The following is a 15,704-nucleotide window of genomic DNA, read 5'->3' as shown; positions in this document are numbered from 1 at the left end:
ATGAAAACAATAACCTATGACTTCTTGTCACTTATATTCAGAAACTCGCATTTATTGCGAGTTTCGTGAGAACAAAAGTCAAGCGGCAAACTGGTCCAAGGCGAAGCCTTTTCAAATGGCCAGTTTGCGTGGTTTTTGGAACGTAGTGACAAAAATCTATGACTTTTTGCCAAGATTTATGCTTCGAGCTCGTGACCTGTGAGAAGTTTATAAGCTTCTTTGTACTTTGCAATAGTCTTGTCAATTACATCTTCAGGAAGCTTGTAATCGCTATCTGGGTTAGCTTTAAGCCAGTCGCGAACGAACTGTTTATCGAAAGATGGCTGTGACTGTCCTGGCTTATAGCCTTCCTGAGGCCAGAAACGGCTACTGTCAGGTGTGAGCATCTCATCAGCAAGAACTACTTCACCATTTTCATCAAGACCGAATTCAAACTTTGTATCAGCGATGATAATACCTCTTGTAAGAGCATAATCAGCGCATTTTTTATAAAGAGCAATAGTGTAATCACGGATTTTCTCAGCATATTCCTGTCCGTGTCCAGGGAACTCTTTCTCAAGAACTTCAACACTTCTTTCAAAATCAATGTTTTCATCATGATCGCCGATTTCAGCTTTTGTTGAAGGAGTATAGATAGGTTCAGGGAGTTTGTCACATTCTTTAAGTCCTTCTGGAAGTGATATGCCACAAACTGTTCCGTTTTCTTTGTAACTTGCCCAACCTGATCCTGTGATATAGCCACGAACGATACATTCAATAGGAATCATTGTCAGCTTTTTGCACAGCATGCTGTTACCGGTAAATTCTGGCTGATGGAAAAATTCTGGCATATCTTTGACATCTGTAGATATCATGTGATTAGCAACAATATCCTTAGTATAATTGAACCAGAATTTAGACATCTGTGTTAATACAGCACCCTTTTTCTCAATCTTGTTCTTAAGAATTACGTCGAAAGCAGAGATACGGTCAGTAGCAACCATGATAAGGCTGTCTCCATTGTCATAAATCTCACGTACTTTTCCCTCTTTAACCGGCTTGAATTCCTTCATCACATATCCTCTTTTCTTTTTACAATATTAAAATTGATTGTATTGATTGAATGTATGGTCAAATCAATCAACGCAACTAGTATAGTACACATTATACATATTTGTAAATTAGCAGAATGGCATAACTAAAGGCTTTTTTGCAGTAAATATTTGTGAAAAATATGAAGAAAATGACATTGATAAAATGGTAATAAAAAGGCCGCGAATTACTTGGGGATAATTCGCGGCTATAATCAAAAACAGATCAATTAATAATTCAGTATTAGGAGTATTTAATATAAAATAATATTTTTGGGGAAATACTATTTTATTCACGAAAGGATGTGTTAATTGCAGCAAGAAAAACTGCAATTAACACGGTATTACTTATGGACAAATTTTGAAATATCAAAATCCTTGTCTATTAAAAAGGTTGATCAAACAACGTTAAATTAGTTGTTGCCTTCCCATTTCCAACCAGCAACTTCTGGAAGATCAACGCCGTACTCATGGATGTACTGCTTGTGCTCAACAAGCTTGTCGCTCATCTTCTGAGAGAGATATGCTCCGCGGTTTCCAAGCTGAGGCAGGTGAAGAAGAACATCCTGAACCAAGTGGAAACGATCGATGCTGTTCTGAACACACATATCGAATGGAGTAGTAATAGTACCTTCCTCCTGATATCCATGAACATGAAGATCACGGTTATGACGACGGTATGTGAGTTCGTGGATAAGTGTTGGATATCCGTGGAAGTTGAAGATGATTGGCTTATTCTTTGTGAACAGCATATCATATTCAGCATCGGAAAGTCCATGTGGGTGCTCAGACTGTGGCTGAAGTTTGAACAAGTCAACTACGTTGATAACTCTAATCTTAATTTCAGGAAGTTCCTTGTTAAGAATAGATACAGCAGCCAAAGTTTCAAGAGTAGGAGTCTCACCTGCGCAAGCAAGAACAATATCTGGCTCAACACCGTGATCATTGGAAGCCCACTCCCAAATGCCGATACCCTGTGTGCAGTGCTTAACAGCCTGATCCATAGACAACCACTGTGGACGAGGATGCTTACTTGCAACAATAACATTTACATAGTTACGGCTGCGGATGCAGTGGTCGAATGTGGAAAGGAGGCAGTTAGCATCTGGTGGGAGATACAAACGTACAACGTCAGCCTTCTTATTAGCGATATGATCCATAAATCCTGGATCCTGGTGTGTGAAACCGTTGTGATCCTGCTGCCATACGTTAGAAGACAGAAGGAGGTTAAGTGAAGCGATTTCTTCACGCCAAGGAAGCTGATTGCAAACCTTAAGCCACTTAGCATGCTGAGCAACCATTGAGTCTACAACACGGATGAATGCTTCGTAACTTGCGAAGAAACCATGACGACCTGTAAGAAGGTATCCTTCAAGCCATCCTTCGCACATATGCTCAGAAAGCATAGAATCCATAACACGACCATCAGCGCTAAGAGCATCATCATAGTCAACTGTTTCAGCGTTCCATACACGATTTGTCTTTTCGAAAATAGCATTGAGACGGTTGGAGTTAGTTTCGTCTGGTCCGAATACACGGAAGTTACGGCTATCGCTGTTAAGATCGATAACATCACGAACGAACTTACCAAGCTCAATCATATCCTGTCCGTATGTAGCGCCAGGAGCTGTTACATCGAAAGCGTATTTACGGAAATCAGGAAGTCTGAGGTCACGAAGAAGCTTACCACCATTACCATGAGGGTTAGCACCGATTCTGTGATCTCCAACAGGTGCAAGTGCTGCAAGTTCTGGAATGAGCTTACCATTTTCATCGAAAAGCTCTTCAGGCTTATAGCTCTTTAACCAATCTGTAAGAATCTGAAGGTGCTCAGGCTTATCCATCATAATCGGTACCTGATGTGCACGCCAGTAATCTTCAACCTTATCACCGCAAACGTACTTAGGGCCTGTCCATCCCTTAGGAGTACGAAGAACAATCATAGGCCAAATTGGGCGCTTTGTATCGCCTTTTTCACGAGCATTCTTCTGAATTGCTTTAATCTTTTCAATAACGATATCCATGGTCTCTGCCATTTTTCTGTGCATTCCCATGTAATCATCGCCATCACCTTCAACAAAGTAAGGCTCCCATCCCATACCTTCGAAGTACTTCTGAAGCTCTTCGTGAGAGATACGAGCAAGGATTGAAGGGTTAGCAATCTTGTAACCATTAAGGTGCAGAATAGGAAGTACAGCACCATCTGTTACAGGATTGAGGAATTTATTTGACTGCCAGGATGTAGCAAGTGGTCCAGTCTCAGCTTCACCGTCACCAACAGTAACAGCAGCAATCAAATCCGGGTTATCAAATACAGCACCGAAAGCATGAGCGATAGAATAACCAAGCTCGCCACCTTCGTTGATAGAACCAGGAGTTTCAGGAGCACAGTGAGATGGAACTCCACCTGGGAATGAGAACTGTTTGAACAATTTCTGCATACCAGTCTCATCCTGAGTAATATTTGGATATACTTCTGAATATGTGCCTTCAAGATATGTGTTTGCAACATAGAAGTTTCCGCCGTGTCCAGGACCAGACAAAAGAATCATGTCCAAGTCATAGCGCTTGATAGCACGGTTAAGGTGAGCATAAACAAAGTTCTGTCCAGGAACTGTTCCCCAATGGCCTACGATTTTCTTCTTAATCATATCCATAGTGAGAGGCTTCTTAAGAAGCGGGTTCTCTAAAAGGTAAAGCTGTCCAGCAGAAAGATAGTTTGCTGCACGCCAGTAAGCATGAATTTTAGTCAGTAGCTCATCTGTGATAGGTCCCTTTTCTTCACAGAGAGAGTTTTTAACTTCTTCCATAATTTCTAGAATCTCCTTCCAAAATTGTGCGTACATGGTTAAAGAAATAACACACGAGGACATATTACTATGAGGGTTTCTAGAAAACAAGATGGAATAATATACAAAAAAGTAAAATAATTTATCGAAAAGATAATAAAAATGTCTTGAATCATTGTAAAAGTTATGGGAAAACGCGTCATTTATATAAAAGTCGAGAGTTTTAATAAAATAGCATACTTATAGAAAAAACTCGTTTTTGTACGATATATGCGAAAAAACTCCGAAAAAAATAAAAGACTTGAATAAAAAGTTTTTAAAAAACACTTTTACAAAAGTATTTTTTTAAACTATTAAAACTCATAAAACATGCACACTTCATTTACTTAATATTCATAATTTCGTTACAAAATAAATGTATTATAGAATTAACAAGAAAAGTTGAAAGAGATCTGACGCAACCTAATAACAAACTTTTTCATAACAAGCTGGCCGACTCCCCATCGGCCAGCCCTCCTCCCCAAAATCTATAATATTTTTTCTTTATTTATTCTTGTTACATATAATAAAAAATATATTGACAAGATTTTTGTTTTGTGTCAAAATACAATATTGTGCGCAAAAACGCAATATTTGATTATTATAGATTTGTTGTTTATTTTTTAGGAGGTTGAAATGCCAGAAACAAGGAAGATTCTGCAGACAGTTGATTGGTTTAAGAAGCTTGAGAAAATTGTTCTTAAAGATATGAACAGTGAAGATGAGAAGAAGCAGAGTATGAAGAAGGTCGGCTGATTAAGTTTTTTGAAAAAGGTCGTGTGTAAAAGAACTGGAAACAGTTCTTTTTTTGTTGCAATATTCCGAAATACATATTAGTATATGGAATCATCTACCTAGAGAGAGGAGACGTGTATGGAGATTATTGCGAATGCTACTGATATCTTGGATTCTTCTAAGAATTACCAGCTTATAAAACGTTATTTTGAACGCTATTATATTCGTTTTGAGCAGGAAGATGGCTTTATATGTGAACTTCCTGTTTCTGAAATTCCAACAGGTGTTAATGTCGTAAGTCTTATCAAAGATAATCCATCTCAAATGGTTCGTATTGTAAATCTCTTTATGCAAAATGAAAATTGGACAGAATCTGTTTTTATTCATTCGACAATTACAGATTGTTTGTTGTATAGTGGGGATATGCCAAAAAATCAGGCATCAGGAATTTTAAAAAAGTTAAGTAAATATGAGGATATCCTGATTGAGTTATACAACATGATAGTAGAAGAAAAGACAGGAATAAGAGTTGTTAAAGCAGCGGGATACACGGCTCAAACTCTTATGGATATTACAGAACTTAATTTAATTGGTGCATATCTTTTTTTGGTATCGCTACGAGATGATGAGAAAGAAGCACTAGACAGACTAGATGATATGATTTTGGAAAAAAGCGGAGTCTAGTTGAAAAATTTTGAAAAAAATAAAAAGATTTTTCAGCAGACTTGAAAATATGTGCTAGAATAGGACGGGTTATGATTAAAGCAATTATTTTTGACATGGATGGAACTTTATATGATACTGAGGCTGTATATAAGATAGCTTGGATTAAGGCAGGAATTCCTGAAGAGACTTATTATAAGCTTATAGGTCGAAGCAGAGTAAATATAAGACAGATACTCTTTGATGAAGGTTTTGATGTAGATAAGGTTTGTCAAAAAAAGGCTGAGTATACTCAGGAACTTCTTAAAGATGGTATTCCACTTAAAAGTGGAGTTATAGAAACTCTTTCTTTTTTGAAAGAAAATGGATTTAAGACAGCTATAGCAACTTCATCAGCTATTGAAGTTGCTAAAAAGTACCTTGCACAGACAAATATGGAACAATTTTTCGATAAAACAATAAGCGGCAATCGTTTAGAACATGGAAAACCAGCGCCAGACATTTTCCTTTATGCTGCACAGGAGCTTAATGCGTCGCCATCAGAGTGTATGGTAGTTGAAGATAGTTACAATGGTGTTATGGCTGGTGTGAATGCAAAGATGCATACAGTAATGATACCAGATCTTGTTCCTGCCGATGAGTTTATGCAGAAATCTGCAAATGCTATTTTGGATAGCTTGAAAGAACTTCCTGAATACATAAATAAGATAAATGCCAGCAAGTGATTTAAGAGGCGTTTGAAACTGTTTTTGTTAAGGGAGTCTTCATGATAGAAATTTTATGATAAAACCTGTACAGGGAGGAGTTCTAATGGAAACACCTACTAAATTACCGGAACTTTTTGGAAGTATGGTCTTTAATGAACAGACCATGAAAGACCGTCTTTCTAAGGCTTCATATGAAGCTTGGGAGAAGTCCGTAACAGACGGCACACCTCTTGAACTTGCAACTGCTAATGAAATCGCAGAAGCAATGAAGAGATGGGCTGTAGAAAAGGGTGCAACGCACTATACACATTGGTTCCAGCCAATGACTGGCGTAACTGCCGAGAAACATGATTCTTTCATCGAACCAGCTGAGGGTGGAAGAATTATTATGGATTTTTCCGGAAAAGAATTGGTTAAGGGAGAACCAGATGCTTCAAGTTTTCCTAATGGTGGAATTCGTTCTACTTTTGAGGCACGTGGATATACTGCTTGGGATCCAACCTCTTTTGCATTTGTAAAAGATAATTCTCTTTATATTCCTACAGTTTTTTTGTCTTATGGTGGGCAGGCTTTGGACAAAAAAACTCCACTTCTTCGTTCAATTGAAAAACTTAACCAGCAAGCAATTCGTATTCTACGTCTTTTTGGAGATAATGATACAAAACGCGTTGTTCCACAAGTAGGTGCAGAGCAGGAATATTTCCTTATCGATAAAGATTTATATGATCAGAGAGAGGATTTGCGTCTTACAGGACGTACACTTTTTGGAAATATGCCTCCTCGTGGTCAGGAGTTGTCAGATCACTATTTTGGTCAGCTCAAGCCACGTGTTTCTGAATATATGAAAGATCTTGATAATGAGCTTTGGAAAGTTGGTATTTTATCCAAGACAAAGCACAATGAGGTTGCTCCTTCACAGCATGAGATGGCTCCTATATATACAGAATGTAATGCTGCCTGTGACCAGAACCAGCTTACAATGGAGCTTATGAAGAAAGTTGCTCTTCGTCATAATCTTGTTTGTCTTATACATGAAAAGCCATTCCTTGGTGTAAATGGATCAGGTAAGCATAATAACTGGTCTCTTGGGACAGACACTGGCAAGAATCTTTTCAAACCAGGTTCAACTCCTAGACAGAATGCACAATTTTTATTATTCCTTGCAGCATTTATAAAGGGAATAGATGAATATCAGGGAACTCTTAGATGTACAGTTGCCAGCGCAGGAAATGATCATCGTCTTGGTGCTCAGGAAGCACCGCCAGCTGTTTTATCTATTTTCCTTGGCGACGAGCTTGAAAGAGTTGTTCGTTCTATTATAGATGATACCCCATATGAAAATAGTGGAAAGAAAAAGCTTAAAATCGGTGTAGATTCTCTTCCTCAGATTCGTCAGGATACAACGGATAGAAACCGTACAAGCCCTATGGCATTTACAGGTAATAAGTTTGAATTCCGTATGCTTGGAAGTGCTCAGTCTGTTTCTGGTCCTAATATTGCTCTTAATACTATCATGGCAGAGGAATTAAGGGAAATGGCTGATAAGCTTGAAGATAGTAAGAATTTCAATTCAGATCTTCAGAAACTTATCAAGAAGACACTTACAGAGCATCAGAGAATCATCTTTGATGGAGATGGATATGATGATGCTTGGCTTGAAGAAGCAAAGCGCAGAGGCCTTGCCAATTATCCGTCAACAGCAGATGCAATTCCTCATTATGATGATAAGGAAAATGTTGAACTTTATGTAAAGAACGAGATTTATACTGAAGAGGAAATGCATGCAAGAAGAGCTATTCATGAAGAAATCTACAATGCTCAGATTCAAATTGAAGCAAGAACTATGAGCGATATGATTCGCCGTCAGATTCTTCCTGCAGTTTCTGAATATGCTGCAGTTATGGGTGAGAGAGTAATGACTAAGAAAAATGTCGGATTCTCAAGCGCCTATGAAGAAAAAATTGGATCCAAAATATCTGTTCTTTCAGATAAGCTCATGCTTTCCTGCGAAAAGATTGATAATGACTTAAAGAAGGTTCCGTCTGACAGCGTTAAGGCTGTTCAATACAATAGAAATACTGTTTACAAAGAAATGGTAAAGGCTAGAGAAATCGCTGATGAACTTGAAAATCTCACAGACAGAGATTATTGGCCATTCCCAGTATATGCAGATCTTCTTTTCTCTGAATAAGCCATTTGTTTTGAGTTAAGATTATAAAGTATAAAAGTGGGTTTTCAGACACGAAAAAGTGTTTGAAAACCTATTTTTTCATATACATTTTTTCGTGATAAATGATACAATAAGAATAGAGGATTGATACTTCATATTTATGGAAAGGATGAGATCGGAATGGACTATATTTCTGAGAGTACTTTTCTAAAGGTAAAACGTGCAGATGGTTCTGAGGAAGTGATAACAAAGGGAATTTTGGTGGCTTTGGAACAACCTGTGAGTGAGGGACGTTTTACAATTGATGCAGTTGGAGTTAGTAGGTCGAAACTTCCATTTATGCTCATAGTAGATACAAAGTACATGGTTGCAATTTTGAATGCATGTATTCATAATATGAGTGATTCCAAAGCTATTTCTCAAAATATTTGTTATGCGCAGGAGGCTTCACGATGCAACACAAATGAAAGCTATTCATATGAGATAGCTATTGTTCTTGATGATGAAAGCGGTAAAATGTGGTTTGTTGGAATAGCTGAAGAGACTAATATTATGATGATGTTCAGAAATTTTATCGCCAATTTATCAACTAATACAAATATTGCAAGCCTTGATGCGATTAAGAATCTTCTTGATGAAGCAGGAAATGAGTACGTTGCAGAAGATGATGACAAAGAGCAGGAAAAACGTTCTTGGGCGGAAGGTTTTGACTATGCTAAAAATCATATACTTCCTATGTTGGAGAGTGGTGCTATGGCTGTTTCATATTCGGAAGAAGAATTGTCTGCAATTGACAGATTTTCCAAATTGTTTGGATTATCTACAGAGCGTCTTGAGAGGGATATGTATTACTATTATCATTACATTATGCTTCAAGGTAAGTGTTGGATTCCGGTAACAGAAGACACAGGAACCTGGGATAGAGTTATAAGTCTTAGAAGCATGTTAAAGATTAATGGTGATGTAGTATTGCAAGATTGATTAATGGTGTTTCTATAAAGATTTAGGTTGATTATCAGCAAGAAGTCATAGATTTTTGTCACTACGTTCCAAAAACTACGCAAACTGGCCATTTGAAAAGGCTTCGCCTTGGACCAGTTTGCCACTTGACTTTTGTTCTCACGAAACTTGCAGTAGATGCGAGTTTCTGAATATAAGTGACAAGAAGTCATATTTTTTTGTTATTTGAACTAATTAGATGAGTTCTGATGGCTTGTAATATTTCATGAGCAGAACTGTTTATAAACGTTGGTTCTTATTGGGTTTTTTTTAGCGCATTACGAACCATTACGTTTATAATCAAGCGAAAGCGTGTCTGCGACGAAATATACAAACATCAGAACAGATTATATAAAACAAAAAAGTAATTTTAGGGTAAAAAAGTTTTCTTTTGGCTTAAAACAAATTTTATAAATGGAGTGTTTCCAGCTTTTGGCGAGTCTTTCATCTTCTATTTTGATTTCTGTTATCTTGGCAGAAGCTTGTGTGAATTCAAACAAGCAAAGTTCTCCAATTTTTAAGATGTTTTCTGATATTTCAGGTTTTTCATAAGTCATGAAATTAAGAATAACGTTTGTATTAAGCGCATTTTGCTTAAAATCCCAGCTGTCATGAATAACAACTTTACTTTCAGCAGTAGGATTGAAAGTAACAGTTCTTACATAATAGTCTAAAAAGACTGTATCCGGGTAGGCGTTTTTTAGGTTCATTTGGATTTTTGATATTTCATTTCCCTGTCCCAATGTGACATCTATATCGCTAACTTTATAGTCAATTCCTGCAAGTTCGTCAGAATCAGCTATTGTTGGAAGGTTGTGAAATCCTGACTGCATTGTCCAGATTTCATATCTTTTATTTGAAAAAGTCTTTTTAGTATAACTTTCAACTCCTACGTCAATGAATACTGGTTTGTTATTTACATATAAAATGATGCTTCCGCTATCATTGTGGTTATGGCTATCACCATTGTGGCCTGCTTTGGCCGAAACCAGTATTTGGTTATTTCTGGCAACGAATATTCCTGTACTTTCATAAAAAACATTATGAGGTGCGATAGTTTTGTTGCTTTCTTTTGCAAAATCAAGAGCTTCTTTTTCGTAAATCGCAGTAAAAATCCTATAAAATAGATTTATTTCGTCTGATAAGTAGTGCTTGTCAGGTTCTTTTCTACTTTCATAAAAAGAAGAAGCAGCCAGAGACATAAGTGAAAGAGAGGAAATATCTTTTCCAAATAAAAATTCTCTTATTCCTGCAGGTTCAAGAATCGGTGAACAATCTGCATAGTTTAAGTAGTAATTACCACTTACATGAACGTTTGCTATATAATTAGCTATATTCCTTATTAAAGGTTCTTCGAAAATATCTGTAAAAGCATTATTAGTAAAAGCATTAAGAAGAATTGTAGTTATATCCAGGCACAGTCCGGCGTGATGGTAATACATTGCGCCTTCATTACAACTTCCATCAGTACCATAGTCTTTTAAAAAAGCATCAATAGAATACAGAGCTTTATCGATTATTTTAGCGATTATATCGGAAGAAAGCTCTAAAAAATATGCAGTAATAAGAATATTTTGTGTGCACCAGATGGTCCAGTTACACATTTCTTCCTCACCATTTCCCATCCACCAAAAGTGTGAACTAAGATATGGCGTTATTATTCTTTGTATAAGCTCATCATAGATTCGTTTGCGGATAAGAGGAGAAATTTCATCAAAATCCTTGAATAAATGATATATAACAGCAAGTTGTGCGCCGCTTTCACAGGCAAATAGATCAAGTACAGGACGTGATTTATCTGGTAGAATCAGTTGTTTTTCATCTCTTTTGTAAGAATTATGGGCAGGAATTTGCCAACCGCTTTCTTCACAGATGGAAAAAATGCCGTTTATTATGTCATCATCGAACCTGTGACTTTCTTCTGACATTTTTCCTAGGACTAGTGTATTTAGTATCCTTCTTTTCTCAAAATAAATTTTCTCAAATTTTACTCTGTTCCCTGTTCTAAGAAAGTCCATATATAAAGATGCAGGGATGCTGTTATAATTTGTGGAAATTAATTCATTTGCTTTGGTAATAAAATATTTTTTTGCTGAATCGGTAATTCTGGAAGAAAAGTTGTCAAAAATATCTGCTTGATTTTTTTTAAAAATAATATCATTTTTGTGTTTTTGAAATAGAAAAACCATTTTTTGTAATCCTCCCCAAAGAATTAACACAGATAATAAAAGTAACAGGAAAGCAGAAATAAATACGCAAATTAGTTGCAGTAGAATGTGGAAATAAAGTAAGCTATAAACATTGATATTATTTATTATACCAAGGAAAAAGCGATATTTTCATAAAAAAACATCATTAAAACATTGCAAACATTTATAAAAATACATTTTTAATTTTAGCGCCTTTTAATAATAGATATCTTTCGCTTTTAAATTAATAGAACTGTTATCGAGAACTTTGTTGCAGAAAATGCTTGAAAACAAAGGGCGGACGTGAATTTTGTATCTACCTTTTATTGTGCTTGTTTTAAATAAAAAATGGCTTTATAATAGTGTGCGTCGCTTTTTTTAGATTTTTTATTGGATGGATATAAAAATGTTAAATCAGTTTTCAAGAATAGAGCTTCTTCTTGGTGAAGAAACAATGGATAGACTTGCGCACAAAAAAGTTGCAGTGTTTGGGGTTGGCGGAGTAGGCGGTTTTGCTGTAGAAGCCTTAGCAAGGAGCGGAATAGGTGCAATTGATATAATAGATAACGACATTGTTTGTTTTTCTAATCTTAACAGGCAGATAATTGCACTTCATAGTACAATTGGCAGGAAGAAGGTTGATGTACTTGAAGAGCGTCTTCATGATATTAATCCGGATCTTATTGTGAATAAACACAAAACATTTTTTCTTCCGGAAACAGCTGATGAGTTTGACTTTAGCAGCTACGATTATGTTATTGATGCAGTTGATACTATAACTGCCAAGATTGAATTGATTGTAAGATGTAATAAGTGTGGAACTCCTATTATAAGTTCTATGGGAGCAGGAAACAAATTAAATCCTGCAATGTTCGAAGTAGCAGATATTTACAAAACCTCTGTCGATCCTCTTGCAAAAGTTATGCGCAGAGAATTAAAAAAGAGAAACATTAAAAAACTTAAAGTGGTATATTCAAAAGAAATGCCACTTAAACCGATAATAAAAAAAGAAAATGCGTCAGAAACAGCCGGCAGCAGAAAGCGTCAGAGTCCGGGATCAACTGCGTTTGTTCCATCAGTTTGCGGACTAATTATTGCTAGTGAGGTAATAAAAGATTTGCAGGCTGTAGGTAAGTGAAGCGATATATACAATAGTAGGGTCTGTAATAAAAATGGAAATAGTTAAATTAGTAGAAGACATGCTTTTAGATACAAGAAAAAAGTGTGTTATTGATGTTAGAAAAAGAGAAGATTTTGAAAAAGAAACCTATCCTGATGCAATAAATATATATTACGAAGAGTTTATGGATCATTTGGATATGGTTCCAAAAAATATGCCTGTTTATCTTATTTGTTATACAGGAAGAAACTCTGAAGAAATAGCAGAAGAACTTCAAAAAGAAGGTTACGAAATCTATAGTATCAAAGATGGATATTATAGTTATCTTCGTGTGAAATTAGAAATGTTCATGCAGGATGAAAAGGCAGCTGTAAAAAGCTGTCAGGATATTGAACATAGTATTATAAAGAAATTTCGTAAACAGATATGGAGTCAGTTTACTAAAGCAATTAATGTTTATGATCTTATTCAGGATGGAGATAAGATAGCGGTGTGCATTTCAGGCGGAAAAGATTCGATGTTAATGGCGAAGCTTTTTCAGGAATTGTACAGGCATGGAGTTCATAATTTTGAAGTAGTATATCTTGTTATGAATCCTGGATACAATGATATTAATTACCAGAATATACTAAATAATGCAAAGCTTATGCAGGTTCCGATAACGGTATTTCGTTCCGATATATATAACATAGTTGCAGATGATAACAAGAATCCGGGAATGAGCCCGTGTTATATGTGCGCAAGAATGAGGCGAGGTGCATTATATCAGAAAGCAAAAGAACTTGGATGTAACAAGATTGCGCTAGGTCATCATTATGATGATGTAATAGAGACAATTTTGATGGGAATGCTCTATAGCGGTCAGGTTCAGACTATGATGCCGAAACTTCATGCGACAAATTTTGAAGGAATGCAGCTAATCCGTCCATTATATTTAATCCGCGAGGAGGATATTATTCATTGGAGAGATTATAATAAGCTTCATTTTATTCAATGTGCCTGTCGTCTTACAGAAAGCTGCGCAAGCTGTGGTGGTACAGAGCAGGGAAGTAAGCGTGGAGAAATAAAGGGACTTATTAAGCAGTTGCGTCAAAAAAGTCCGTATATAGAAGCTAACATTTTTAAAAGTGTTGAAAATGTTCATTTGAATACAGTCATAGCATATAAGACGGGGGATGGTAAAAAACATCATTTCTTAGATGACTATGATGCATAAATAAGTGCTATAGAAAATATTGATAACAGGCTATAAGAAATAAGTTTTACATAAGAATAGCGAAGGAAGTATATAATGAAAAAAGTTAAGTTATTTGGATTATTGAGTGCTGTTGTTTTGGGGCTATCGTTTGCAGATAATGCATATGTAAACGCTGCAGTCCCTGCTGTTACTAATCCGTATACTGCAGACAGCTATATTAATACACAGATGCATTATGCTGATGCAGTTTCAGTTATAAATAAGAGAAAGACTAATTTTTCTAATTTAAATATTGTATGTCTGGGTGACAGTATTACATATGGAACAAACGGCTCAGGGAAACGTAGTATTACATATCCATATACGATTAAGAAAAAGCTTAAAGCAGGTTCAGTTAAAAATCTGGGAGTTGCCGGTTCTGCAATCAGTAGATGCAGCAAAAATGCTATGGTTGATAGATATGCATCCATTTCAAAAAGTGCAGATGTAATTGTAGTTATGGCTGGGGTAAATGATTATTTTAAGAGCAAGAACTTTGGAAATTTTAATAGCTATGACAAGAAAAGCTTCTGTAGTGGAACACTTGAGATGATGACCGGACTTAAAAAGAAGTACCCTAGAGCTAAGATAATTGTTGTTACACCTCTTAGAACAAGTAAAAGTGCAAGAAATGCTGTTCAAGGGCAGGGAGCGTATGTAGACGCTGTAAAGCTTGCAGCAGAAGCAAATGGATTCAGCATTGTTGATTTGTACTATAGTAATATCTTAGACAGTTACGATGGAAATGTAGTAAGGGATTATATCCCAGATAAACTTCATCCAAATGCAAATGGATATGATATTCTTGGAACGATAGTAGCTGCTGAAATAGTAAAGGTTATGGACAAATAATGTTAAAATTTTTTTTGAAACATATATGATATACGAAGGGAATGTGTTAGTATGCAGGATAATAATCTGACAAACGGGAATAATAAGGTTAATGGAGAAGAACCTATTATTCGTCTTGAACATGTCAGCAAGATTTTTTCATCAAAAGAGCAGGATGTTGAAGCTCTTTCTGATATTTCTTTAGATATTGAAAAAGGTGATATTTTTGGAATAATCGGTATGAGTGGTGCCGGAAAATCTACTTTGGTGCGTTGCCTTAATTTTTTGGAACGCCCTACATCAGGTGATGTTTTTATTGAAGGCCGCAGTTTATCTGCTATGTCTACCAAAGAGCTTAGAAAAGAACGCGTTGAAATTTCAATGATTTTCCAGAATTTCAATCTTTTGATGCAGAGAAATGTTATAGACAATGTTTGTTTTCCTATGGAAATAAACAAGGTTGATAGGAAAGTTGCAAGAAAAAAAGCTGAGCGACTTCTTGAAGAAGTTGGACTTTTAGAAAAAGCTAAAATGTATCCTTCACAGCTTTCTGGTGGTCAGAAGCAAAGAGTTGCTATAGCAAGAGCACTTGCAAATGATCCTAAAGTTCTTCTTTGCGATGAAGCAACAAGTGCCCTTGATCCTAAGACAACAAAAGAAGTACTTGAATTATTAAAGGATATTAATCAAAAGCATGGTATTACTATAGTAATAATCACTCATGCAATGAATGTAGTCCAGGAGATCTGCAATAAAGTTGCAATTATTGATCATGGAAAACTTGCAGAGACGGGTAATGTACTGGATGTATTCGCAAATCCCAAGTCTGATGCAGCGCTTAAGCTTATGCTTAATCAAGGTGCAGGAACAGTTGCGCGTATGAAGGGCGGAAAGCTTATTCGTATAGTATTTACCAAAAATTCTTCATATGAACCAGTTGTTGCTAATATGGTCCTTAAGTTCTTAAGTCCGGTTAATATTATGAGAGCAGATACAAGAGATATTGGTGGAACAGCTCAGGGACAGATGGTATTACAGCTTCCGGAAGATGAGGAACTTAGTCTTCAGATGATAGACTTTTTGAAAGAGCATGGTCTTGAGGTTCAGATTCTCTCATCTATGGCTGATTTTGAGAAATATGAAGGTGAGGAATAA

Annotated in this window: 11 protein-coding genes; 8 read left to right on the top strand and 3 right to left on the bottom strand. The window is 36.2% G+C overall.

All coding sequences use genetic code 11. From position 1 onward, the window contains the following. Positions 1-176: 176 nt before the first annotated feature. Together G634_RS0105455 and G634_RS0105450 are read right to left on the bottom strand one after the other, a co-directional pair. Positions 177-1,052: a phosphoribosylaminoimidazolesuccinocarboxamide synthase gene (locus tag G634_RS0105455; protein ID WP_026504438.1), complete on the bottom strand. Its 876-nt coding sequence runs from the start codon at positions 1,050-1,052 to the stop codon at positions 177-179. 431 nt (positions 1,053-1,483) lie between these two features. Further along, on the bottom strand, positions 1,484-3,880 hold the full coding sequence (locus G634_RS0105450; protein ID WP_026504437.1) for a phosphoketolase family protein: 2,397 nt from the start codon (positions 3,878-3,880) through the stop codon (positions 1,484-1,486). 891 nt (positions 3,881-4,771) lie between these two features. On the opposite strand from G634_RS0105450, the gene G634_RS0105440 reads away from it, so the two are divergent. The 4 genes from G634_RS0105440 to G634_RS0105425 all read left to right on the top strand — a co-directional run bounded on the left by G634_RS0105440 (position 4,772) and on the right by G634_RS0105425 (position 9,154). Further along, positions 4,772-5,317: a hypothetical protein gene (locus tag G634_RS0105440; RefSeq protein WP_026504436.1), complete on the top strand. Its 546-nt coding sequence runs from the start codon at positions 4,772-4,774 to the stop codon at positions 5,315-5,317. A 71-nt stretch (positions 5,318-5,388) separates the two neighbouring features. Further along, positions 5,389-6,021 carry an HAD family hydrolase gene (locus tag G634_RS0105435; RefSeq protein ID WP_026504435.1) on the top strand — a complete coding sequence of 211 codons (633 nt, stop codon included), beginning with the start codon at positions 5,389-5,391 and terminating at the stop codon, positions 6,019-6,021. A gap of 85 nt (positions 6,022-6,106) precedes the next feature. Beyond that, positions 6,107-8,194 carry a glutamine synthetase III family protein gene (locus G634_RS0105430; protein ID WP_026504434.1) on the top strand — a complete coding sequence of 696 codons (2,088 nt, stop codon included), beginning with the start codon at positions 6,107-6,109 and terminating at the stop codon, positions 8,192-8,194. A gap of 159 nt (positions 8,195-8,353) precedes the next feature. Then, on the top strand, positions 8,354-9,154 hold the full coding sequence (locus G634_RS0105425) for a hypothetical protein (protein ID WP_196805288.1): 801 nt from the start codon (positions 8,354-8,356) through the stop codon (positions 9,152-9,154). 365 nt (positions 9,155-9,519) lie between these two features. Here the strand turns inward: G634_RS0105425 and G634_RS18135 are convergent, their stop codons facing one another. Beyond that, on the bottom strand, positions 9,520-11,361 hold the full coding sequence (locus G634_RS18135; protein ID WP_051233705.1) for a heparinase II/III domain-containing protein: 1,842 nt from the start codon (positions 11,359-11,361) through the stop codon (positions 9,520-9,522). Positions 11,362-11,767: 406 nt separating this feature from the next. Between G634_RS18135 and G634_RS0105415 the strand changes: the two genes are divergently transcribed. The 4 genes from G634_RS0105415 (at position 11,768) to G634_RS18130 (ending at position 15,704) form a co-directional block, all read left to right on the top strand. Beyond that, positions 11,768-12,499 carry a tRNA threonylcarbamoyladenosine dehydratase gene (locus tag G634_RS0105415; RefSeq protein WP_026504432.1) on the top strand — a complete coding sequence of 244 codons (732 nt, stop codon included), beginning with the start codon at positions 11,768-11,770 and terminating at the stop codon, positions 12,497-12,499. 34 nt (positions 12,500-12,533) lie between these two features. Beyond that, entirely contained in the window at positions 12,534-13,697 is a 1,164-nt protein-coding gene (locus tag G634_RS0105410; protein ID WP_035799042.1) for an ATP-binding protein, read from the top strand. A 75-nt stretch (positions 13,698-13,772) separates the two neighbouring features. Continuing rightward, positions 13,773-14,570, top strand: a complete 798-nt coding sequence (locus tag G634_RS0105405; protein WP_026504430.1) for an SGNH/GDSL hydrolase family protein — start codon at positions 13,773-13,775, stop codon at positions 14,568-14,570. A gap of 51 nt (positions 14,571-14,621) precedes the next feature. Continuing rightward, complete coding sequence (locus tag G634_RS18130) at positions 14,622-15,704, top strand: methionine ABC transporter ATP-binding protein (RefSeq protein ID WP_051233704.1); 1,083 nt, start codon at positions 14,622-14,624, stop codon at positions 15,702-15,704.

It is taken from the genome of Butyrivibrio sp. NC3005 (assembly GCF_000424545.1).
Lineage (GTDB): Bacteria > Bacillota > Clostridia > Lachnospirales > Lachnospiraceae > Butyrivibrio.
The sequence above is the reverse complement of the archived record's forward strand: the minus strand, read 5'-3'. Positions and strand labels throughout refer to the sequence as shown.